We start from the raw sequence: 22600 nt of genomic DNA on the forward strand, positions 1-22600 counted from the left end.
CCTCGCTGATTTTTAATAAAACGTGCGACTTAGGTTTCCAGAATTACCGAAAGGTGCCATAAAAAAGGCAACATGATGAAAGGATAAACAAAAATGGGGCAACCCGGGGTCGCTTGCGCTCGCCCGGGCTACGGGTCATTGGTAGCCCGGGCGAGGCGTTCACGCCGACCCCGGGAAACTACAGGCCACAGACTAACTGGAAAACTGGCGGAACAGCGCCCTACCTTTTAACAGCCGCAAACCTAAACCGCCGCCGCACAGCGACAGCAGGAACGCGCCGCTGAGCGGCAACGCCACCCACAGCCGCCAGTCCGGCGACCACGGGAAGTCGAACACGTGGGTTTGCAGCATCGCTAGCGCCGTCTCCGCGCCGATGGCCGCCACCAGGCCGGAAATAGCACCCAGCAGGGCAAACTCGGCCCACAGCGTCATCCGCAGCAGCGACTTCCCGGCGCCGAGCGTGCGGTACACCACCAGCTCCTGATGACGCTGACGCATACCCACCTGCACCTGCGCCAGGAGTAGCAGTACGCCGCAGGCGGTCACCAGCACCACCATCACCTCCAGCGCCCGGCTCACCTGCGCCAGCACCTGACCAATCTGCTTTAAGATCGCGCCAATATCCAGCAGGCTCACCGTCGGGAACTCACGGTTAAGCTGCGTCAGCAGCGTGTTGCCGCGATCCCAGCGGAAGCTGGTCAGCCAGCTCTGCGGCTGACCGTCCAGCGCACCGTCCGGGAAGATAAAGAAGAAGTTCGGCCGCAGGCTCTCCCAGTCGACCTTGCGGATACTGCTGACCTTCGCGCTAAAGTCCTGCGTGTCGCCGGTAAAGGTGACGCTATCGCCAATGCGAATCTTCAGGCGCTGCGCCAGCCCCTCTTCAATCGAGACCTCCCCAGCCTTTGGCGGCCAGCTTCCCGCCACCAGCGGATTATGCGCCGGACGCTGGTTTTGCCAGGTCAGGTTCAGCTCGCGGTTGAGCGACTCATCCTTATTGCCTTCGGTACTCTGGCCGTTAATCTGCGTCAGCCGCGCGCGAACAATCGGGTAGAACGCCGCCGGGATCACCTGATGCTCGGCAAGGAAGGTTTTCACCTCACTGACCTGCTCCGGGGCGATGTTGATCAGGAAATAGTTCGGGCTTTCCGGCGGCAGCTGCTGCTGCCAGCGGTCCAGCAGGTCGCCGCGCAGCACCAGCAGCAGCGCCAACAGCATAAACGACAGCGAGAAGGCCGCCAGCTGACTCAGCGTTGACCACGGCTGGCGCAGCAGGCGGTTAACCGCCAGACGCAGCGGCAGCGCGCGCAGAGTCAGGCGCTTAAGCACCTTCAGCAGCAGCCAGCCGACCAGGCCGCACAGCGCCGCCAGCACCACCGCACCGGCCAGAACCGACCACAGCAGCGGGCTACCGCCCATCAGCCATGCCAGCAGCAGGACGGTCACCACGGTGACCAGCGGCAGATAGATTTTTAGCGGCCAGACGTTAGCCACGCTATCCTGACGCAGCACGCGCAGCGGCTGGGTGGCCAGCAGCAGCCGGTACGGGCGCAGGCCCACCAGCAGGGAAATCACCGTCATCGACCCCACCGCCCACAGCCACGGCCAGGCGCTGGCGGCGGGCAGCGCCGCGGGCAGCACCGGCTTCAGCAAGGTCAGCAGAATAGACTCAAACAGCAGGCCCATCGCGCCGCCAGCCAGTGCGGAAAGCGCCAGCAGCAGCACCCACTGACCGATAATCAGCTTACGCAGCTGCGCGCGACCGGCCCCCAGCGTTTTGAGAATGGCCACCAGATCGTAACGACTGCGGCAATAGTGCCCCATCGCCACCGCCACGGCAGCCACCGCCAGCAGCAGCGTCAGCAGCGCCGACAGCAGTAAAAACTGCTGCGAGCGCTGCAACGATTTGCCCAGCGCGCCATCATCCTGATCCGGGCCAAGCCAGCGATGCTCCGGCTTCAGCTGCGGCAGAAGCCAGCTTTCGTAGCTGGCCAGCTGCGAGGCGTTACCGGCGAACATATAGCGCCAGCTTACCCGACTGCCGGGCTGCACCGCGCCGGTTTTCGCCACGTCCGCCAGGTTCATCATCAGCCGCGGGGCCATCTGGAACGGGTTAAAGCCGCTGTCCGGCTCCTGGACGATTTCCCCGGCAATGCGCAGCGTGGCGTCGCCAACGTCGATATTGTCGCCAGGCTTCAGGTTCAGCAGCGCCAGCAGACGCGACGCCAGCAGCACCGTTCCGGCGGCTGGCTTCAGGCTAGCCGGCGTAGTTTCCAGCTGGCCGTACAGCGGATAGCTATCGTCCACCGCCTTCACGTCCGCTAACTGCAGGGTATCGCCCGCCCAGGTCATGGTGGAGAAGTTAATCTGCTCGCCCACCGTCAGCCCCAGCACGCGGGCTTTCTCCAGCCATTCCTGCGGCACTTCACGCGAGCTGCGCAGCACCCGGTCGCCCGCCATATATTCACGGCTTTGCTGATTAAGCCCTTTCTCCATGCGGTCGCTGATGCTCCCCAGCGCCAGCACGCAGGCCACCGCCAGGCTTAACGCCATCCAGACAATCAGCAGCGACGGCGAGCGCCACTCGCGCCAGAACCAGCGTAAGATCATGCTTCCTCCCTGAGCTGCCCGTCGACCAGACGCAGACGGCGGTCGCAGCGGGCGGCCAGCTGAGCGTCGTGGGTGACCAGAATCAGCGTGGTGCCATGCTCGCGGTTGAGTGAAAACAGCAGGTCGGCGATTTTATCGCCGGTATGACGGTCGAGGTTACCGGTTGGTTCGTCGGCAAACAGGAGATCCGGACGGCCGTTAAACGCGCGGGCCAGCGCCACACGCTGCTGCTCGCCGCCGGAAAGCTGGGCGGGAAGATGCTGGAGGCGTTTTCCAAGACCAAGCTGTTCCAGCAGCGCCTTCGCCCCCTGTCGGCTTTGCGCGTCGCTTTCGCCGCGCAGCAGCGCCGGTAATTCGACGTTTTCCAGCGCGTTCAGCGTGGGAATCAACATAAAGGATTGAAACACAAAGCCGATGTGCTGAGCGCGCAGGCGCGCTCGCGCCTCTTCGTCCATTTTGTGCAACGGCTGCCCTAGCAGCTTTACTTCACCGCTGCTGCCGTCGTCCAGCCCGGCAAGGATCGCCAGCAGCGTCGACTTGCCGGAACCCGACTCGCCAATTAAAGCAAGGGTTTGCGCCGGTTTGACAATCAGGTTAACTCCGGTAAGGATGGAAAGCTCATGCTCCCCCTGACCGACGGATTTCTTAAGATGATGCACTTCAAGTACGTTTTCCGCTGGCATTTGCCTTTCCTGTTTTTAATGCTGTTTAGCCTTCGCGCCGCGGCGGCGGACACGCTGTTAGTTCTCGGCGATAGCCTGAGCGCGGGCTACCGCATGGCGGGGAATACCGCCTGGCCTGCCCTGTTAAACGATAAGTGGCAGCCTGATATCAAAGTCGTTAACGGCAGCATCAGCGGCGACACCGCCCAGCAGGGGCTGGCGCGCTTACCGGCGCTGCTCAAACAGCACCAGCCGCGCTGGGTGCTGGTAGAGCTTGGCGGCAACGATGGCCTGCGCGGTTTTCCACCGCAGCAGATTGAACAGACCCTGCGCACCGTTTTGCAGCAGGTCAAAGCCGCTAACGTGCAGCCGCTGTTAATGCAAATTGCTCTGCCCGCAAACTACGGACGCCGCTATAATGAGGCCTTTAGCGCGGTGTATCCCAAGCTCGCCAGCGAATTCTCTATTCCACTGCTGCCCTTCTTTATGGAAGAGGTCTACCTCAAGCCGCAGTGGATGCAGGATGATGGCATTCATCCCAACCGTGACGCCCAGCCGTTTATTGCCGACTGGATGGCGACACGTCTGGCTCCATTAGTTAATCACGACGCCGGAAAGTAAAGCGGTGTCTTCAGGTAAAGTTATGCAAAAATCGGTCTTAATTACAGGATGTTCCAGCGGAATTGGCCTGGAAAGCGCGCTTGAGCTGAAACGCCAGGGCTTTCGCGTGCTGGCCGCCTGCCGTAAGCCTGATGATGTGAAGCGAATGAACGGCATGGGATTTACCGGCGTATTGCTCGATCTCGACAGCCCGGAGAGCATCGATAGCGCCGCCGAAGAGGTGATCGCCCTCACCCATAATCGCCTGTTTGGCCTGTTCAACAACGCCGGCTACGGTGTGTATGGCCCGCTGACCAGCATCAGCCGCGAGCAAATGGAGCAGCAGTTTTCCGCCAACTTTTTTGGCGCCCATCAGCTAACGATGCGTCTGCTGCCCGCCATGGTGCCCCACGGCGAAGGGCGAATTGTGATGACCTCATCGGTGATGGGGTTGATTTCTACCCCGGGCCGCGGTGCCTATGCGGCCAGCAAGTATGCGCTGGAGGCGTGGTCCGACGCGCTGCGCATGGAGCTGCGCCATTCCGGCGTCAAGGTCAGCCTGATTGAACCCGGCCCGATTCGCACCCGCTTTACCGACAACGTCAATCAGACCAGCGACCAGCGCGTCGAGAACCCGGGGATCGCCGCTCGTTTTACCCTCGGCCCGGACGCGGTGGTGGAAAAAGTGCGCCACGCCTTTATCAGCGATAAACCAAAATTACGCTATCCGGTGACGCTGGTCACCCACGCCGTAAGCTGGCTGAAGCGCCTGCTGCCGGGGCGCGCGATGGACAAAATTCTGCAGGGGTAGCGTTGAAGCGCACGTTTTTGCCCCCATCTCGAATACAAACCGACTACAGAGAATGACTCATGTCCGTACAGAATATCGTAAACATTACTGAAGCTAACCTGCACCAGACGCTGGAACAGTCCGTTGCCACGCCGGTGCTGTTCTACTTCTGGTCCGAGCGCAGCCAGCACTGCCTGGAGCTGACGCCGGTGCTGGAAAATCTGGCGGCGCAGTACAACGGTCAGTTTATTCTGGCGAAGGTCGACTGCGACGCCGAGCAGATGGTCGCGTCACAGTTTGGCCTGCGCGCGATTCCCACCGTCTATCTGTTCCAGAACGGCCAGCCGGTTGACGGCTTCCAGGGCCCGCAGCCGGAAGAAGCCATTCGCGCGCTGCTCGATAAAGTGCTGCCGCGTGAAGAAGAGCTGAAGGCGCAAGAGGCGCTGGCGCTGATTCAGGAAGGCAAGCACGCCGAAGCGCTGCCGCTGCTGAAAGACGCGTGGCAGCTCTCCGGCCAGGACAGCCAGATTGGCCTGCTGCTGGCGGAAACGCAGATTGCGCTCAACCGTTCTGAAGACGCGGAAGCGGTGCTGAAAACCATCCCAATGCAGGATCAGGATACCCGCTATCAGGGGCTGGTCGCGCAGATTGAGCTGCTGAAGCAAGCGGCGGATACGCCGGAGATTCAGCAGCTACAGCAGCAGGTTGAGCAGAACCCGGACGACGCGGCGCTGGCCTCGAAGCTGGCACTTCAGCTGCATCAGGTTGGGCGTAATGAAGAGGCGCTGGAGCTGCTGTTCAGCCACCTGCGCAAAGATTTAGGCGCGGCCGATGGTCAGGCGCGCAAAATGCTGCAGGAAATTCTGGCGGCGCTCGGCACCGGCGACGCGCTGGCGTCGAAGTACCGCCGCCAGCTGTATTCGCTGCTGTACTGATCTCATCTTGTGCACATTTGTAGCCCGGGCGAGGCGTTCACGCCGACCCCGAGGCGGCTCAGGTGCAAATCCCGGCGTCGCTTTGCTCGGCCGGGCTACAGTTTGCAGTTATATGTAGCCCGGACGAGGCAAAGCCGACTCCGGGAACCCACGGCAACGTTACCCACGCTTCTTCAACTGCGTTACTACCAGCTGGTGACGGGCGTTGTAAAACTTCCGATAGGTCAGATAGCAGGCAATAATGGTCGACAGGCGGGCGGTAGAAAGCAGCATAATAGTGACCATAATCTGATACTTAATCGCCTTCACCGGGTCGATACCGGCAAAAATCAGCCCCGACATCATCCCCGGTAAGCTCACCAGCCCCACGGTTTTCGCCGAATCCACGGTCGGGATTAACGATGCGCGAATGCTCTCGCGAATCAGCCGCGCGGAGGCCATTTTCGGCGTGGCCCCCAGGCTCAGCTTCTCCTGAATTTGCTGCTGCTCGGCGCTAAAGCGCTGGCCGAGGTTGTTGTAGCACAGGCCCACCGCAATCATCGCGTTACCGGCAATCATCCCAGAGATAGGGATCACCTGCATCGGCACAAAGGCAATCGAGCCGGAGAAAACCAGCACCGCCAGCGTCAGCCCGGCCCCGGTGGTAATGGCGATAAATGATGACACAAAGGCTTTGTCGATATATTTGCTGCGCTTTTGCGCGTTATACGCCGCGTTGAAGCAGATAAACAATAGTTTGCGTTATTTATCATTGACATAGATTGCCATTGTTTGCCAATGATTACCCATTATTCGCCATTTCTACCGCCACTTTATCGCCACTCACCGCCAGTGGGTTGAGCTTCACGGCATCCTCTAAATGGTCAGGGGCAAAGTGCGCATATCGCATTGTCATTTTTATGTCGGTATGGCCGAGTACGCGCTGCAAGACCAAAATATTACCACCATTCATCATAAAGTGGCTGGCGAAGGTGTGGCGCAAAACGTGGGTAAGCTGCCCTGCCGGTAGTTCGATGCCTGTTCTTTCCAGAGCTGACCGGATCGCGCCATAGCAATCACTAAACAACCGGCCTTTTTTATCATTAGGCAGAGACTCATAGAGCTCTTTGCTGATTGGGACGGTGCGGTTTTTTCTGCCTTTCGTGTTGGTGTATGTGATTTTGTATTTCGTGAGCTGGCTTTTTCTCAGGCTCTCGGCCTCAGACCACCGTGCGCCAGTGGCGAGACAGATTCTTACCACGGTTTCTAAATCAGGGTGGTCATGCCGATTACACTCTCCGAGCAGTTGCGAAATTTGGTCGTGAGTTAGCCAGGCCATTTCCATTTCTTCTGTGCGGAATGGGCGCATATTTTTCAGTGGGTTTTCACCCTTCCATTCTCCGAGGCGGTTTAGCTCATTGAATACTGCCCGGAAGTAGGCAAGCTCAAGATTAAGCGTGCGAGGTGATACCTCTTTCACTCTGTTTGAACGGGCATACTCACCTTTTAACCGTTTTTCTCGGTAGCGGGAAAACATCTGCGCATCGAAATCGCGTGCGAGTGGTTCGCCCAAACACTCAAAAGCATGGTGCATGGCTAACTGGCGTTTCAAGCCGTCTTTCAGTGTAATGCCATGAGCGCTATACCATGAATCAACCAGCTCTTTTAACGTGCGCCTGTCTTCCTTTTCTTCCTGCCACGGGTTTTGAACGGTGTACTGTTCAAACGCCAGAGCCTCGCCCTTAGTAGCGAATTTCTTTCTGATGCGTTTGCCTTTTGCACCGTTTGGGTAAAGCTCACAAATCCAACCGCCAGCCGGATTTTTACGGACAGTCATCAATTAACCTCGCTGTATACACCCACTACACGGCCAATCGTTTTTATCTCATCAATCCCACACTCAAACGGTACTTTGCCGCCTGCCACATGTAACTTTTTGCCAGGCAAAACAGTTAACTCGCGGATACTTTTTGCCCCCTCAATATCTACAAGCCATGAGCCATCGGAGAGCGAAGCATCAAGCTCAAGAAAGTGAATTACGTTGTCTGACCGTAGGCATTGTGGGTTAAGGGGGGCTCGGCTAAAAAGTGACTTTGAAATTCTTATTTCTGACTCATCAACCAGTTTCCCTTCACTTAATGTGAATGATTTGATGGTCAGTTCCTCAGATGTGCAAGAGGGAGATGCTTTGTCGTTTGCGAATTTATCCCCTTTTCCGGTAAGCAACCATTCAATATTGGCACCAGTTTCAAGAGCGCAATGGACGATAAAGTCATAAGAGATACTGCCCCGCGTGTAGCGGTTCTGCAAGGAGCTGGCAGCGATATTGAAGTGCCGAGCAAGCTGTATTTTTTGGGCGTAACCGTAAACATCACAAATCCTGTCTAAGACATGTTCGTTACTGATTCCTGAATCGATTTGCATAAAATTCGCATCCACGTATTGACTGTTGCGGTTTATGCGCATTAGTATGCGGCTAAACCTAATGTGATTAATGGCAAACGTTGGCAAACTGATGACCATTAATTGTAAGTATTGGCAAATAGGGAATCATGCAATATGGCTTCTGAAATCGCAATCATCAAAGTGCCTGCACCTATCGTTACTCTGCAACAATTCGCAGAGCTTGAGGGTGTTTCTGAACGCACCGCTTACCGCTGGACAACCGGCGACAACCCTTGTGTACCAATCGAACCCCGCACCATCCGTAAAGGCTGTAAGAAAGCAGGTGGCCCGATTCGTATTTATTACGCACGCTGGAAAGAAGAACAGTTGCGTAAGGCATTGGGTCATTCCCGTTTTCAACTCGTCATTGGCGCTTGATTCACTTTATGTGAATTTTAAGGATGCAACATGTTTGATTTTCAGGTTTCCAAACATCCCCACTATGACGAAGCATGCCGCGCTTTTGCGCAGCGTCACAACATGGCGAAGCTGGCCGAGCGTGCGGGTATGAATGTTCAGACGTTACGTAACAAACTCAACCCGGAACAGCCTCACCAGTTCACGCCGCCTGAATTGTGGCTACTAACTGACCTTACCGAAGACTCAACCCTCGTTGATGGTTTTCTGGCGCAGATTCATTGCCTGCCATGTGTACCGGTTAATGAGCTGGCTAAAGACAAATTGCAGTCTTATGTCATGCGCGCAATGCGTGAACTCGGCGAGCTGGCGAGCGGTGCGGTATCTGATGAACGCCTGACCTCTGCCCGTAAGCACAACATGATTGAAAGCGTTAATGCTGGCATTCGCATGTTGTCGTTGTCGGCGCTGGCGTTGCATGCGCGTCTGCAGACTAATCCCGCTATGTCGAGCGTGGTCGATACCATGAGCGGTATTGGCGCATCCTTCGGGCTGATTTGAGGTGCGTATGCTGAAAAGTGAACCGTCATTCGCGTCTCTGCTCGTTAAACAAAGCCCCGGCATGCACTACGGCCACGGCTGGATCGCAGGTAAGGACGGCAAGCGTTGGCACCCGAGCCGCTCACAGGCTGATTTACTTGCTGGCCTCTCTACTCAAAAGCAGGGGGAATCATGGCTATCGAAGCTGTTTCCGCAACTGTTCCGCTAAAAGCGGGTGAACGTCTGGCCGGTCTCAATCATGTGGCTGAACTGCGCGCGAGATATTGGGGCGATAGCTGGAAAGAGGTTGAGCGATTTGTCGATGATATGCGCGATAAACGTGACCCACAATTTGAAGAAAATAATCGGGCGCTGGCCGCTATTTTCTTTTTGGCAAAAATCCCGGCGGCTCGTCATGAGCTCGAATTAAGTGAGCTGACTACTGACGAGAAAAAGGCGCTTATTACAGCGATGAATCATTTTCGTGCAGTGGTGAGTTTATTTCCCAAACGGCTAACCATGCCGAATTAATCCAAACAGAAATTTAATGGCGTAAACCCGCCGGGCTTCTTATTGCCCGAAATCAGGAGAATCAATTATGCGTAATACCGTAACCCGTAGTTTTAACACTGATAGCGATGCGCTGGCCGTATTGCTGACCGATGCCAAAAAAGAAGAACGTAAAGACCGCGCACTCGCTGTTTCAATCCGTCTTGAGGCACTGGCGATTCATATCACCAAAGAGGGGATGAGCGGCACCGAAGCCGCTGAACTGCTGCGCCGTGAAGCCACCCGCTTTGAGAACGAATCACAGGAGCTGCACTAATGGCCGATGCAATGGATTTAGCACAACTGCGCGAGCAGGAAGACCGCGAACGCCACATAAGCAACGCGCGCAGCCGTATCGCTGCGCCTTCCCGTTTTCTATGCGAAGAGTGTGACGCACCAATCCCGGAAGCTCGCCGCATTGCGATTCCGGGCGTGGCTTTTTGCGTGACCTGCCAGCAAATCGAAGAACTCAAATCAAAGCATTACAGAGGTGTTTAATATGGAACTGAATAAAAGAGAGGCATTTTTCGCGGCGATATTTAACGGTTTTTTATCTCATAAAGACCAGTTTAATGATGCTAATCCTGATGAGGCTATCCGCACATGCTGGGCGATGGCTGACCGTATTATTTACCATTCTGACCGAGTGGAATCACCACGCGAGATTGCTAACAGATGGATTAATAAAAATATCGTTATTGTTGATACCGAAACTACGGGGCTGAACAGAGAAGCCGAAATAATTGAAATATCAATCATCGACTGTACCGGTGCTATTCTGCTTAACACCCTTATTAAACCATCCAAAGATATTCCGGCAGAAGCTACCGAGATTCATGGCATCACTGATGAAATGGTTGAGGATGCGCCAAGCTGGAAAGAAATGTTACCTCAAGTCTTAGAGCTAATATCGCACGGCTGGGTTGCTTATAATGCGAAATTTGACGCGAGAATGTTAGAGCAAGCGTCAGGCTCTCGCGTTGACCCTGATTATTTTGGTATGCCTGAGTGTGCTATGCAACTCTATGCTGAATATAACGGGGAGTGGGATAAAAAACGCCGCAAATACAAATGGAAGAAACTAACCGACGCCGCTACATCGTTGGATGCGTGGCCGGAAGAAATTGACGAGAATCCGCACCGTGCGCTTTATGATTGCTATCTGACGTTGGGTGTAATCCGTTCTATTGCCGGGGGTAAAAAATGAGCCTCCGCATTGTAATAGGTGACAAATGGGTTATTACCAGCGACCAATATCAATTCATCCTGAATGAAAAGAAAGTCGTTAAGTCCGGTAAAAAAGCTGGTGAAGAATGGCTCGACACTATCGGCTATTATCCGAAGATTAACCAGCTTATTTCCGGCCTGATACACCATCAGATTCATGGCTCGGATATTACTGCCATTGACGCTATGGCGGTAGAAATTGAGCGGGTAGGGCAACTATGCATAGCAGCCATTCAAGGGGCTAGCGTTGATGCATAGCTCTACGGTTGCTTATGCTTATCCGTGGAATGCTCCACGGTCGGCAATAGCCAGCCCATATCTCACCTACGACCAACAGTATCGCCGCGACCGTATGTTCGCGGCTTTGCTGCATGCGAGAAAGGTGCTTTCTCTCCAGCCTGAGTGCGTGCGCTTTGACGTTTATCGCACCGCTGCAGTGCTGGAGCAAAATCAGGGCAGTCAACGAGCCAATGCCTTTTTAATCAGCTTCTGCAAAAAGGCATTGCCGCGTCTTGAACTGGTCGCAAAAAAATATGAGTGTGCAGGTATCCACAGCAACGTATCAGCCGCTGTTTTTGGCGGTCATTTTGATACCCAGCTTATGCAATATCTGGCGTCACGCATGGTCAATATGGTTGCCAGATATAACCGCCTCCCGGATATGTCGCGCGCCGATATTGACCTGCTGGCCGCTGATATCGCTAATTTCATTCGCGCTGAACTGGCTGACATTGATGACACCGGATTTAGCGAGCTTAAAACGCTGTACACCTGGTACATGCAAGCCGGTTTCATTTCCCTGCAATTCAACGTTACCCCGCCGCATTGGGAGAGGGTGACAAAGAAATATGTTGGTGAGGATGAAATAGCCCCTGCTATCACTCGCATGTTTAATGAGGTTTGGTGGCGTGGCCGATTACGGCGCATTGCGGCTGCATGGCGCGAACACCTGCACATTGCCGCTGGCAACGTCAGCAAGAAAAGACATGTCTATGCGAGTAAAATCTGCGTGACCGACTGGCGCGAGCAAAAGCGCCGCACGCGTGAATTTCTCAAGGGGCTGGATCTCGAAGACGAAGACGGCAACCGCATCAGCCTGATTGAAAAATACGATGGCTCGGTCGCTAACCCTGCGATACGTCGCTGCGAGCTGATGACCCGCATCCGTGGGTTTGAAAATATCTGCAATGAGCTCGGTTATGTCGGTGAGTTTTATACCCTGACCGCGCCGTCAAAATATCACGCCACAACTAAGGCGGGTTACCGTAACACCAAATGGAAAGGAGCCAGCCCGTCGGACACGCAAAGTTATCTCACCGGCCTTTGGGCGCGCATTCGTGCCAAGTTACATCGGGAAGAAATCCGCATTTTCGGCATCCGTGTTGCCGAACCTCATCACGACGGAACGCCACACTGGCACATGCTTATGTTCATGTTGCCGGAAGACGTCGAGCGCGTGCGCCTCATCATCCGTGATTATGCGTGGGAGGAAGACCGCCACGAACTGAGAAGCGATAAAGCCAAAAAAGCGCGCTTTCATGCCGAGGCCATTGACCAGGAAAAAGGCAGCGCTACCGGCTATGTTGCTAAATACATTTCGAAAAATATCGACGGCTATGCTCTTGATGGTGAAACCGATGACGAAAGCGGTGAGCTGCTGAAAGAGACAGCCCCCGCTGTATCAGCATGGGCGGCGCGCTGGCACATTCGTCAATTCCAGTTTATCGGCGGTGCGCCGGTGACGGTCTACCGTGAATTGCGTCGTCTCGCCGATACCGAGACCGCGCACGGTCTGAGCGTTGAATTTGCCGCCGTCCATGATGCCGCTGACGCCGGTGACTGGGCTGGTTACGTTAATGCGCAGGGTGGCCCGTTTGTCCGTCGCGATGATTTGCAGGTGCGCACGCTGTATGAACCGCGCGCCGAGTTTAACCAGTATGGTGAGGAAACCGTCTGCATCCGTGGCGTGTACGATTCTGCTGTCGGTGCTGGTACCCCGATTTTAACCCGGCTAACGCAGTGGAAAATTGTACCGAAGCGTGCCGTTGATTTGGCCGTTGACGTTAAGGGCGCTCCTGCGCCCTCTCGGAGTTCTGTCAATAACTGTACGGGAAGTGAAAGCGATCCACCGATACTGGATTTAACAAAACCACTAAGTCGGCGTGAAAGACGGGAGCTGACCAACCGACTAAGGAAGCAAAAGCCAGCAACACGGCGAAAATTTATCCACGGAAGGGATGAGCAAAACGCAGCTATAGCGAAAACTATCGACGAGATACATCTGACAACCGGCATCACAATCAGCCGGGGAGAATCCCTGCACTTGATGGCCGGTGGTAAAAGTTGTTTTGATGGCAAATGGCTACGCGGAACGTCCAAAGGAGAAATATTTTCCGCAGCGCCATCGCATCAGGCTAAAGCCAAGAAAATCCTTAATCGTGTTGCGGCTTTAGCTGAACTGGCTACGAAAATGTAACCGCTAATATTCATCCATATCATGTACATACAGTGAATTTAACTGTGATTTTTTTCTTCACACCTTTTGCTAATACGTGTTACTGTATGTTTATACAGTATCTCGTTTGAGGAGGTCTTGTGGATAATGAATTGAATGAGCGGGTCATGCTTGAACGGGTGGAAATGATTGCGCGACTGACTACCGAGGGGGTATGTCAGGAAAAGGATCGTGAGATTGCACTGGATCTCATAGCTGAAATTGCTAGAGGAAACTTGTTGAGAAATAAGTCATTTTCTGTTGTTTTCTCTGCGAAACCATACGAGATTGATGAAGGTGAGTAGCAGGGTTGAAGCGGCATATACTGGGTAAGGTTCTGTTAAAATGCTCGAGATTTTACAGATCTCCAGTTATACTCCGTTTGGAAATAAATCGGAGACTAAGATGGCGGTAAAAGTTGTTGATCTTTTTTGCGGCGCAGGCGGCTTAACACATGGCTTACATTTAGCCGGTTTGGACGTTGTTGCCGGCATTGATTTGGAAGGTGATTGTCGTGTCGCTTACGAAAGCAATAACGACTCACTTTTCATTGAAAAAGATATATCTCTGGTGACTAAAGAAGAAATTGATAACCTTTTTGAAGGGGCTAGTGTTCGGGTTTTAGCTGGCTGTGCTCCATGCCAACCCTTTTCCAAGTACACTCAGGGGAAAGATAAAAAAAATGATAAAAAGTGGCCGCTACTATATGAATTCGAAAGATTAATAAGGGCAACTAATCCTGAGATCGTTACCATGGAGAATGTTCCTGATGTGACGAAACATTCCGTTTATGATGATTTTTACAATAGCCTAAGCTCAATGGGTTATCATGTTTGGGCAGATAGGATTGAATGCGTTGATTTTGGTGTTCCGCAGAACAGGGTTAGGCATGTGTTGCTTGCCTCAAAATTCGCACCTATTTCTTTAGTGAAACCACGATCAGACATTATGCTGACGGTTAAAGACTGTATAGGTGGTTTGACGGCATTAGAAGCGGGTCAAACAGACCCAAAAGATCCTCTCCATAAGGCTAGCAAATTGAGTGAAATCAATCTCAAACGTATCTTGCATTCTAAGCCCGGAGGTACATGGAGAGATTGGCCACCTGAATTAATAGCTTCATGTCATGCGAAGGAGAGCGGGCAGGGTTACGGTAGTGTCTATGGCCGCATGTCTTGGGATAAGCCGAGTCCAACAATAACAACTCTTTGTTATGGATTCGGGAATGGACGTTTCGGTCATCCAGAACAACATCGGGCCATCTCACTTAGGGAAGCAGCATTACTTCAAACATTTCCTATTACATACTCATTTGCGCAACCAGGCGAATCTATCAAGATGAAGAATGTAGGCCGCATGATAGGTAATGCTGTTCCCGTTAACTTAGGTAAAGCCATTGGTCTCTCGATCGTTCAGCATCTGAGCGAATTTCAACCGGCAGCTCTTAAATAGGACTGTGTATCAAGATAGGTTTGTATGTTATCAAGGATGCAGTTGAGGTAGTGGAAAACTTCATCCTTCATTTCTACCAACGTATCAATAGAAGTGTCTCTACCCTTATTCCTGAACGATTCAGAACCATGTGCAAGGTCGTTTCTTGCTTTCTTTATTGGAAGTAAATTATAGCCGTTACGTGTGACTTCTGCGTTTGTATCTGAGGAAAAACCATATTTTTCTGCAACCTCTCTAATTTTCTTTGCGTCAACATTTCCCGAGAATAATGGGTTTTTATTTGCTTCGATTAGTTTTTTATGAGCGGCCAACCATTCCTTTAATATAACTTTTGCTATATTCCCTTGTGAAAAATCTATTTGACCATTTGGTGAGTGCAGGCTTTGAAATGCTACCTTTGTTAGGTTTTCATTTATTGTGTCTATACATAATGCATCGTTGGACATGAACACATTATGAATGTCTTCAATCGCATTGGAAATGGTTGCTTCTATCAGGTTATATAAAATTATAAACGCATTTGCCTTAAGAATATGCGTCATGTCCATATCAACGGTGAGTGTCGTGGGCTCATCACCTGGATTTTCCTTATAAACAAGAGAAGGTCTCTTGTTTATTAATAATTGAATGAATGAAAAATATTCATTGATATCTTGCATTCTTTCGCTGAAAAGAATTTTACTGGTCATTTCCTCCATTTATTTCACCTCATTCCACTTCATCAACTTCATCTTCCTCATTCACTTCTTCAACCACATCTCTTCCAAGTAATTTGTTTTTAACATATTCAATACGTGCTTTTACTTTCGGTTTCGAGTTGCTGGCATCTGAGCGGGTGTGGGTAATGAATTCTTTGGAATTAATCCAGTCTTCAATATTCTGTGGTACTAAGTCTGGTTCTTCTTCTAATGCTAACGTTGCACCAACAGCAAGGGCTTCAAAGCGAATTCTCGGTACTGTAGTGGCATTTTTAACTTTCCTGAATCCATTAGGGAAATAAGTTTCAATAAACTTACACATCTTATGGAATTTTGCTGCTAGCATTGCGGCATCTTCTTCAGTATATTCAGCGTTTTTACGCTTCAAATAAGTCGTCAAAAATTCATCAACACTTTTTCTGAATTCAAGATACTCTTCTGTATATGCAAAGTAGCGTAGTGCTAACTCTGGATATTCAGAGCGGCGTTTTCTTGCATCACCTAATGGGCAGATACTTTGGAAAAGAGCGTCCTCAGAGATTTCATTGACAAAGGCAAGGAATGGACCATCGTTGCTACCTTGACGTTGTTCCATTGTCGTTAATTTCTTGCCGCCGGTGTTAAGTCGGTCAAAAATCTCTCTTCTTGTTTCTTCATCACAATGCTCGGTAAGTTCGATCATTCGAATCGTTTTTCTATCGAAACGTAAGCGGCGGGGAGTGCTGAAATCAGAGTATTTAAAACCATTTGCGGTTACTAACTTTTGAAGCCCTTCCAGTGTCAACATGTTGTTTGTGAATTGGTGGAGTGTTCTTATGCGCTGACTACCGTCAACTATTTCAAGTCTACCCTCATTTTCTCCAGATCCAATATCTGCGACAAATATATAAGGAATAGGTAGGTTCAAAAGCAAGGACTCAATGAAACGGGATTTTTGTTTGTTATTCCAGACAAATTCCCTCTGATAGTCAGGGATGAACAGCTCTGCTTCATCTTCGACAAGACCTGTCTGAAACTTGTCAACGATGACGCTGATAGGGAACTCTCGAATTTCATGGTCAGTGATTTTTTGCATCTCAACGATGCTTTGGTCTAATAGTTCCTTTTCTTCTTTCGTTTTTGGTGTGTGTTCCGCTTTTTTTCTCGCCATGATATTTTCATCCATACTGTGCGTGTAAGTGCATAAAATTGCATGTCAAACAATAAGCTAATTTATACCAGCCAATCCAGTAGTGGCAAGGGATTGCCTGGATAATGCAGTTGCATTAAAACCGACCCATAAAGCGGGCAGGCGTGGCGGGGAAAGCATTGCGCGCCAGCGGTGGTGCGCAATAATAAAAATTATCGTCTGAGCGCGTCGTGATGGCGCTGTCGTGGTCGCTATCGGTTCGTTGGTGGTCTGGTGTGGTCGTGCTCGCGTGGCGCGACTGAGGCGTGATGGTTGCGGGGTATGAAAAAGCCGCCATGCTGGCGGCTTGAGGGGGATTATTCCGGGTTGTCGAGGGTGTACTCTTTGAACCTGATGACCTCCATGCCGAGCCAGTCGTTTACCTCCCTGAACCTGTCCTGCAGGGGCGATAGTTCGTTACGCACGAATACCTTTGCCACTTTCTCAACGTCACCGAGTGAGCCGATATTCTCGGGCTTGCCGCCCATGAGCTGGAACGGTACGCGGTGCGCGTCCATCAGGTCGGCGGCACTGGCTTTCTTGATGTTGAAAAAGTCATCCTTTGTGGCGACCTCGCTCAGTGGCACGATTTTTATGCCGTCCGGTTTTCCGCCGGGAGCATAGAAAAACAGGTTCTTAAAGTTGCCGAGCCCTTTCGAGTTGCGCATCGCCTCGCGCAGCGATTCTACGTCGGTCGCGCTCTGCGCCGGGTCGGTCACATACATGATGTAACCCGCGTGCGCGCCGTTCTGGTAATACTTGCGGCGGAACAGCGTCGCGGATTCATTCAACCAGGCGGAATTAAGCGCACTGAGGTATTCGGGCAGGCCGTAAATCTCCTGATTAATGTCGGGCTCCAGCAGATGAAACACGGTATCAGGCGCGAACTCATGCGGTAGAGTGAAGTTTTCCACAAACCAGAAAATCGAATCGTCGACCCCGCGCCGGGTGTATTTGGCCGGTGAGGCCAGCAGCTTGATTAACTGGCCGGTGACGCTGTGGCGCTGCTCAAGAAAGGCGTTGCCGAATACCAGATAGTCGAGCGCAAAGCGGCTGAAATCCTGACGGGATAACAGCGGGTGCGGAATGTAGGTGCTCGCGAGCACGTTGCGCTTAACGTAAATCGGTGAGCTGTGATGTACAGCAGAGCGCAGGCTCTTTGCCAGCCCCGAGAAGCTGACCGGCGGCTCGTACCATTTGCCGTTACTGATACACTCGACGTAATCCAGAATGTCGCGCTTATCGAGTACCGGCACCGGCTCGCCGAAGGTGAAAGCTGTTGTTTTTGGCGGTGCGCTGGCGGTCAGGTGTTGTGGCTTGCTGGCCTTCTGCGCAGCGGCTTTGCGGGATTTTTGCTTACCCATTAGTTGAACTCCAGAATAGATTTAGGCTGCATGCCGCTACCGGCGGAAAGCGGTTCGTTTAACAGGGCGTGCATGGTCGCCCATGCGATATCGGCGTGACTGGCTTCCTCGGTGCGGCTGGCCTCGTAAGTGGCGCTGCGCCCGCTGCTGGTCATGGTTTTGCGGATGGACATAAACGACTGCGTGACGTCGGTCGCCCCGGCGTCGTACTCCAGACAGCCGCGGCGAATGGTGTCTTTTGCCTTGAGCACCATTGCGGTTTTCATTTCAGGCGTGTAACGGATGCCGCGTGCCGCCGGGTAGAATGAGCGCACCAACTGGAACACGCCGAGACCGAGGCCGGTTGCGTCAATGCCGATGTATTCGACGTTGTATTTCTCGGTCAGTTTGCGGATGCCCTCTGCCTGCGCGGCAAAGTCCATGCCTTTCCACTGGTGGCGCTCCAGCATGCGGAATTTGCCACCCGAGACCACCGGCGGCGCGAGTACCACGCACCCGGCGCTGTCCCCGGTGTGTGACGGGTCGTAGCCAATCCAGACCGGGCGCGAGCCGAACGGATGGTCGGAGAACGGGGCGAAGTCCTCCCATTCTTCCATCACGTCGACCATGCAGCGCTGCAGCTCCTCGAACGGGAATACCGACGCTTTATCGTCGACAAACTCGCACATAAACAGGTTCTTAAAGTCCTCATCACTGTTTTCGCGTTTGAGCTGGTCGAGGTCGAACAGGGTGCAGCCACCGGCAAGGGCGTCCTCAATAGTGACAATCTGCCGCCACTGGCCATCGTCGCAGAGCTGACCACCGGCGAGCGCACTGTGACTGATGTCGATTTCGATGCGGTCGGCAATACGGCTGCGCCCCTTGTTGAACAGCTCGCCAGACCAGAAGGGGTAAGCGCCGTGCGCCAGCGTGGAAGGTGTCGAAAAGTAGGTTGAGCGCAGGTGCTTCTGCGAGGCCATGCCCGAGGCGACTTTACGCAGCTTCTGAAAATTCGGGATCCAGAATATTTCATCGACATACAGGTCGCCGTTATGGCTCTGCGCGGTGTTGGAATTGGTACCGAGAAAAATCAGCTTTGCGCCGTTGTTGCCGATGACAATCGGGTCACCGGTCAGGTCAACGTCGACCAGTCGCGCAAACTGGATGATGTATTCGCGGAATACGTAAGCCTGCGTTTTACTGGCCGACAGAAAGATTTGGTTATGGCCGGTCTTGAGTGCGCGCAGCAGTGCCTCGCGGGAAAAATAGAACGTCGCGCCAATCTGTCGGGATTTGAGAATGTCGCGAATACGATGCGCCAGTCCTGCGCGGTACCACTGCAACTGGTACTCGAAAGACTGGTCGAAAAATAATTCCTCCAGTTTTTCGATAGCCTCGTCGCTGAAAAAGTTTTTTTTCGGCTTTTTGCGCTCACCCTTGTTGCGGTTGGCGACATTGGGGTTTAGGTCGACCTCGTTGCCGGTCTGGCTGTAGCGGTTAACGCGCGCCAGTCGCTCAATCTGCCGCCCGAGCAGGTCAATCTCTTTGAAGTCGCCGCCTGACTTTTGCGGCTTGGCGATGAGCTGAATCAGGCGCGCCTCAAGGCTGCTTTCAACGCGGGAAATCGGTGCGATGCCGTCCCAGCCGTCGCGCTGCTTCCAGCTCTGCACGGTCGGGCGCTTGACCTGCAGCATTTCGGCAATCTGTGGCACGGAAAAGCCCTGCCAATAAAGCAGCGATGCCTGCCGTCGCGGGTCATGCAACAAGGTTGTATCGGTGGAAATGGTCATTGATGCCTCGCCGTAGTGGATTCAGGGCAAGGCTACTTAATGGTCGTCAGTGATTCGCTAAGGTGCTGTTGTGTGGGCGGTTGTCCAGTCGTCATTGGTGGTCTGGTGTGTCCTGAGTCTGGAAACTGGCGTTGACCAGTAACCCCAACCTCAGGACTCCTGACAATGGCAAAAAAAGTCTCAAAGTTCTTTCGCATCGGCGTCGAGGGTGATACCTGCGACGGGCGCATTATCAGCGCCAGCGATATTCAGGAAATGGCCGAAACCTACGACCCGCGAGTCTACGGTTGCCGTATCAACCTTGAACACCTGCGCGGCCTGCTGCCTGATGGGGTATTCAAGCGTTATGGCGATGTGGTCGAGCTGAAAGCCGAGAAGATTGACGACGATTCTGCGCTTAACGGCAAATGGGCGTTGTTCGCTAAAATCACCCCGACCGATGACCTTATCGCGATGAATAAAGCCGCGCAGAAGGTCTACACCTCAATGGAAATTCAGCCGAATTTTGCCAATACCGGCAAATGCTACCTCGTTGGTCTGGCCGTCACCGATGACCCGGCGAGCCTCGGCACTGAATACCTCGAATTCTGCCGCAACGCGAAGCACAACCCGCTGCAGCGCTTTAAGGCCAACCCTGAAAACGTCTTTTCCGCCGCCACGCTGGCCGAGCTGGAATTTGAAGATGTTCCCGACACGGTGCTCAACAGCCTGGCCGATAAGGTGAAAGCCATTTTCAGCCGTAAACAGGTCAGCGACGATGCGCGCCTGAATGATGTGCATGAGGCGGTGACCACCGTCAGCGAGCATGTGCAGACCAATCTGACCGCGCAGGATAAGCGCCTTTCCGATATGGAAACCGCGTTTGCCACTTTCAAACAGGAACTGACCGGCAAGGTTGAAGAAACCAGCCAGGCATTTTCCGCCCTGAAAACCACCCTCGACAAAACCGAAAGTTTCAGCCAGCCGCGACGCACAAAAGCCAGCGGCGGTGGCGGTGATGAGCTGCTGACCGACTGCTGATAAACCGCAGACCGAAACCGGGCGGTAACCCCGCCCGATGCTGTGACTAACCGATTAATTCAAACAGGAAATACTATGCGTCAGGAAACCCGTTTTAAGTTCAATGCCTATCTGACCCAGCTCGCCAAACTGAACGGCATCAGCGTTGATGACGTCAGCAAAAAATTCACCGTCGAGCCGTCCGTCACGCAAACGCTGATGAACACCGTGCAGGCGTCATCCGCGTTTCTGCAGATGATTAACATTCTGCCGGTCGCAGAAATGAAGGGTGAGAAAATCGGCGTCGGTGTGACCGGCACCATCGCCAGCACGACCGACACCTCGGGCGACAAAGAACGCCAGACCGCAGATTTCACCGCGCTTGAGTCCAACAAGTACGAGTGCAATCAGATTAACTTTGACTTCCACCTGACCTATAAACGCCTCGACCTGTGGGCGCGTTTTCAGGACTTCCAGCGCCGCATCCGTGACGCCATTGTCCAGCGTCAGGCGCTGGATTTCATCATGGCCGGGTTCAACGGTACCACTCGCGCTGATACCTCAGACCGCAGTAAAAATCCGATGCTGCAGGATGTGGCCGTCGGCTGGCTGCAGAAGTACCGCAACGAAGCCCCGGCGCGCGTGATGAGCAAAATCACCGATGCTGACGGCAACGTCGTTTCTGCTGTCATTCGTGTTGGTAAAAATGGCGACTATGAAAACCTCGACGCGCTGGTGATGGACGGTACCAATAACTTGATTGATGAGATTTATCAGGATGACCCGAAACTCGTTGCCATCGTTGGCCGTAAGCTGCTGGCCGACAAATATTTCCCGCTGGTGAACAAACAGCAGGAAAACACCGAGTCGCTCGCGGCGGATATCATCATCAGCCAGAAGCGCATCGGTAACCTGCCCGCCGTGCGCGTGCCGTACGTCCCGGCGAATGCGGTATTCGTCACCACACTGGAAAACCTCTCTATCTACTTCATGGATGAGAGTCACCGCCGCAGCATTGATGAGAACCCGAAAAAAGACCGCGTCGAAAACTACGAGTCGATGAATATCGACTATGTGGTCGAGGCGTATGCCGCCGGGTGCCTGCTGGAAAACATCACCCTGGGCGATTTCACCGCACCTGCAGCACCGGAAAGCGGAGAGTAAGCCCATGACGAGCCCCGCACAACGTCACATGATGCGGGTCTCGGCCTCTCAAGCCGCGCAGCGGGAAAAAGCCCCGCTGCGCCACGCAACCGCCTATGAGCAGATGCTGGTAAAGCTGGCCGATGACCGCCGCACGTTGAAAACCATCCGTTCAAACGAACTGAAAGCCGCGAAAAAGCGCGAGCTGCTGCCGTTCTACGCGCCGTGGGTTGCCGGTGTGCTGGCTGATGGCCGTGGCGCGCAGGATGACATTCTGATGACCGTCATGCTGTGGCGACTCGATGCCGGTGACGTTGCTGGCGCGCTGGAGATTGCGCCCTACGCGCTGAAATACGGCCTCACCTCAGACCATCGTCGCACCACGCCTTACATGCTGGTTGAGGAGGTGGCACTTGCCGCACTGCGCCTGCGCGATTCCGGTGAGCCTGTCGACCTCGCATTACTGCTGACCACCCTCAGCCTGACCGACGGCGCTGACGTTCCCGATATGGTGCGCGCCCGTCTGCATAAGGTGACTGGTCTGACCCTGCGCGATGCCGGTCAGGACGCCGAAGCGCTGGCGCAGTTTCAGCGCGCGATGCAGCTCGACCGCAATGCCGGTGTACGCAAAGAGATTGAGCGGCTGGAGCGCGCATTGAAGCCAAAACCAGAGGCGGCAACCCGCAAAACGACTAAACCGCGCACGCGCAAACCTGCTACCAAACCGGCGGCAAAGCGCGGGCGTCCACCAAAGGCGGTAAAAACCGCCGGTTAACTGAACGCTCCCCGAGCCGGGCGGCACGCCGGTCAAAGCGGGTTTTG

Annotated in this window: 24 protein-coding genes and 2 pseudogenes; 17 read left to right on the plus strand and 9 right to left on the minus strand. The window is 53.5% G+C overall.

Translation table 11 applies throughout. The annotated features are described in order from the left end of the window. Nucleotides 1-192 precede the first annotated feature (192 nt). Both ybbP and ybbA read right to left on the minus strand, forming a co-directional pair. A complete protein-coding gene (gene ybbP / locus ACK5JN_RS14420) occupies nt 193-2607 on the minus strand; it encodes a putative ABC transporter permease subunit YbbP (protein WP_416870819.1) in 2415 nt (804 codons plus the stop codon). Then, entirely contained in the window at nt 2604-3290 is a 687-nt protein-coding gene (gene ybbA / locus ACK5JN_RS14425) for a putative ABC transporter ATP-binding protein YbbA (protein ID WP_416870820.1), read from the minus strand. The genes ybbP and ybbA overlap by 4 nt, the downstream gene beginning before the upstream one ends. Between ybbA and tesA the strand changes: the two genes are divergently transcribed. From tesA to ACK5JN_RS14440, 3 genes are read left to right on the plus strand one after another with little or no spacing between them, the layout of a single operon-like run. Next, a complete protein-coding gene (tesA, locus tag ACK5JN_RS14430; RefSeq protein ID WP_416870821.1) occupies nt 3258-3890 on the plus strand; it encodes a multifunctional acyl-CoA thioesterase I/protease I/lysophospholipase L1 in 633 nt (210 codons plus the stop codon). The two genes, ybbA and tesA, sit on opposite strands and share 33 nt — an antisense overlap. 22 nt (nt 3891-3912) lie before the next feature. Beyond that, nucleotides 3913-4680, plus strand: coding sequence for an SDR family oxidoreductase (locus ACK5JN_RS14435; protein ID WP_416870822.1), 768 nt, complete (start codon nt 3913-3915; stop codon nt 4678-4680). Nucleotides 4681-4739: 59 nt separating this feature from the next. Beyond that, nucleotides 4740-5594: a co-chaperone YbbN gene (locus ACK5JN_RS14440; RefSeq protein ID WP_064548044.1), complete on the plus strand. Its 855-nt coding sequence runs from the start codon at nt 4740-4742 to the stop codon at nt 5592-5594. 159 nt (nt 5595-5753) lie between these two features. Here ACK5JN_RS14440 and ACK5JN_RS14445 read toward each other — a convergent pair. The 3 genes and pseudogenes from ACK5JN_RS14445 to ACK5JN_RS14455 all read right to left on the minus strand — a co-directional run. Next, nucleotides 5754-6329 (minus strand): annotated as a pseudogene (locus ACK5JN_RS14445) (ABC transporter permease); the annotation flags it as partial. 46 nt (nt 6330-6375) lie between these two features. After that, nucleotides 6376-7410: a tyrosine-type recombinase/integrase gene (locus ACK5JN_RS14450; protein ID WP_416870823.1), complete on the minus strand. Its 1035-nt coding sequence runs from the start codon at nt 7408-7410 to the stop codon at nt 6376-6378. Continuing rightward, the gene (locus ACK5JN_RS14455) at nt 7410-7997 is read right to left on the minus strand and encodes a phage repressor protein CI (RefSeq protein WP_416870824.1); all 588 of its coding nucleotides are present in this window, start codon (nt 7995-7997) and stop codon (nt 7410-7412) included. Before ACK5JN_RS14455 ends, ACK5JN_RS14450 begins: the two co-directional genes overlap by 1 nt. 135 nt (nt 7998-8132) lie before the next feature. On the opposite strand from ACK5JN_RS14455, the gene ACK5JN_RS14460 reads away from it, so the two are divergent. The 11 genes and pseudogenes from ACK5JN_RS14460 to ACK5JN_RS14510 all read left to right on the plus strand — a co-directional run bounded on the left by ACK5JN_RS14460 (nt 8133) and on the right by ACK5JN_RS14510 (nt 14637). Next, nucleotides 8133-8396: a hypothetical protein gene (locus ACK5JN_RS14460; protein WP_001630878.1), complete on the plus strand. Its 264-nt coding sequence runs from the start codon at nt 8133-8135 to the stop codon at nt 8394-8396. 30 nt (nt 8397-8426) lie between these two features. Continuing rightward, the gene (locus ACK5JN_RS14465; RefSeq protein WP_020316738.1) at nt 8427-8936 is read left to right on the plus strand and encodes a phage regulatory CII family protein; all 510 of its coding nucleotides are present in this window, start codon (nt 8427-8429) and stop codon (nt 8934-8936) included. 7 nt (nt 8937-8943) lie between these two features. Beyond that, on the plus strand, nt 8944-9144 hold the full coding sequence (locus ACK5JN_RS14470) for a phage filamentation protein Fil family protein (RefSeq protein WP_040151250.1): 201 nt from the start codon (nt 8944-8946) through the stop codon (nt 9142-9144). Continuing rightward, nucleotides 9108-9446 carry a DUF5347 domain-containing protein gene (locus tag ACK5JN_RS14475; RefSeq protein ID WP_000963463.1) on the plus strand — a complete coding sequence of 113 codons (339 nt, stop codon included), beginning with the start codon at nt 9108-9110 and terminating at the stop codon, nt 9444-9446. Before ACK5JN_RS14470 ends, ACK5JN_RS14475 begins: the two co-directional genes overlap by 37 nt. Nucleotides 9447-9513: 67 nt before the next feature. After that, the gene (locus tag ACK5JN_RS14480; RefSeq protein WP_023333493.1) at nt 9514-9741 is read left to right on the plus strand and encodes a DUF2732 domain-containing protein; all 228 of its coding nucleotides are present in this window, start codon (nt 9514-9516) and stop codon (nt 9739-9741) included. Beyond that, complete coding sequence (locus ACK5JN_RS14485; RefSeq protein ID WP_000752600.1) at nt 9741-9962, plus strand: TraR/DksA family transcriptional regulator; 222 nt, start codon at nt 9741-9743, stop codon at nt 9960-9962. The genes ACK5JN_RS14480 and ACK5JN_RS14485 overlap by 1 nt, the downstream gene beginning before the upstream one ends. A 1-nt stretch (nt 9963) precedes the next feature. Continuing rightward, entirely contained in the window at nt 9964-10671 is a 708-nt protein-coding gene (locus ACK5JN_RS14490) for a 3'-5' exonuclease (RefSeq protein ID WP_416870825.1), read from the plus strand. Beyond that, on the plus strand, nt 10668-10949 hold the full coding sequence (locus ACK5JN_RS14495) for a DUF5405 family protein (protein ID WP_000058625.1): 282 nt from the start codon (nt 10668-10670) through the stop codon (nt 10947-10949). The genes ACK5JN_RS14490 and ACK5JN_RS14495 overlap by 4 nt, the downstream gene beginning before the upstream one ends. Further along, on the plus strand, nt 10942-13167 hold the full coding sequence (locus ACK5JN_RS14500) for a replication endonuclease (protein ID WP_416870826.1): 2226 nt from the start codon (nt 10942-10944) through the stop codon (nt 13165-13167). The genes ACK5JN_RS14495 and ACK5JN_RS14500 overlap by 8 nt, the downstream gene beginning before the upstream one ends. A gap of 119 nt (nt 13168-13286) precedes the next feature. After that, a pseudogene (locus tag ACK5JN_RS14505) lies at nt 13287-13466 on the plus strand (DinI family protein); the annotation flags it as partial. A gap of 124 nt (nt 13467-13590) precedes the next feature. Next, nucleotides 13591-14637: a DNA cytosine methyltransferase gene (locus ACK5JN_RS14510; RefSeq protein WP_416870845.1), complete on the plus strand. Its 1047-nt coding sequence runs from the start codon at nt 13591-13593 to the stop codon at nt 14635-14637. Here ACK5JN_RS14510 and ACK5JN_RS14515 read toward each other — a convergent pair. The 4 genes from ACK5JN_RS14515 to ACK5JN_RS14530 form a co-directional block, all read right to left on the minus strand. Further along, nucleotides 14616-15335 (minus strand): MAE_28990/MAE_18760 family HEPN-like nuclease, encoded by a 720-nt coding sequence (locus ACK5JN_RS14515; RefSeq protein ID WP_153689359.1) that lies wholly within the window; start codon nt 15333-15335, stop codon nt 14616-14618. The genes ACK5JN_RS14510 and ACK5JN_RS14515 overlap by 22 nt on opposite strands. A gap of 10 nt (nt 15336-15345) precedes the next feature. After that, entirely contained in the window at nt 15346-16485 is a 1140-nt protein-coding gene (locus tag ACK5JN_RS14520; RefSeq protein ID WP_416870827.1) for a DUF262 domain-containing protein, read from the minus strand. A 335-nt stretch (nt 16486-16820) separates the two neighbouring features. Beyond that, nucleotides 16821-17867 carry a phage portal protein gene (locus tag ACK5JN_RS14525; RefSeq protein ID WP_072617345.1) on the minus strand — a complete coding sequence of 349 codons (1047 nt, stop codon included), beginning with the start codon at nt 17865-17867 and terminating at the stop codon, nt 16821-16823. Further along, nucleotides 17867-19636, minus strand: coding sequence for a terminase ATPase subunit family protein (locus tag ACK5JN_RS14530; protein ID WP_046092409.1), 1770 nt, complete (start codon nt 19634-19636; stop codon nt 17867-17869). The genes ACK5JN_RS14525 and ACK5JN_RS14530 overlap by 1 nt, the downstream gene beginning before the upstream one ends. Before the next feature lie 165 nt (nt 19637-19801). Between ACK5JN_RS14530 and ACK5JN_RS14535 the strand changes: the two genes are divergently transcribed. The 3 genes from ACK5JN_RS14535 (at nt 19802) to ACK5JN_RS14545 (ending at nt 22553) form a co-directional block, all read left to right on the plus strand. Next, nucleotides 19802-20656 (plus strand): GPO family capsid scaffolding protein, encoded by an 855-nt coding sequence (locus tag ACK5JN_RS14535; protein ID WP_016243390.1) that lies wholly within the window; start codon nt 19802-19804, stop codon nt 20654-20656. Between the two features lie 75 nt (nt 20657-20731). After that, nucleotides 20732-21799, plus strand: coding sequence for a phage major capsid protein, P2 family (locus tag ACK5JN_RS14540; protein ID WP_416870828.1), 1068 nt, complete (start codon nt 20732-20734; stop codon nt 21797-21799). Between the two features lie 4 nt (nt 21800-21803). Continuing rightward, on the plus strand, nt 21804-22553 hold the full coding sequence (locus tag ACK5JN_RS14545; RefSeq protein ID WP_416870829.1) for a terminase endonuclease subunit: 750 nt from the start codon (nt 21804-21806) through the stop codon (nt 22551-22553). Nucleotides 22554-22600: the final 47 nt, after the last annotated feature.

This window comes from Kluyvera sp., assembly GCF_047971185.1.
In the GTDB taxonomy this organism is placed as follows: Bacteria; Pseudomonadota; Gammaproteobacteria; order Enterobacterales; family Enterobacteriaceae; genus Kluyvera.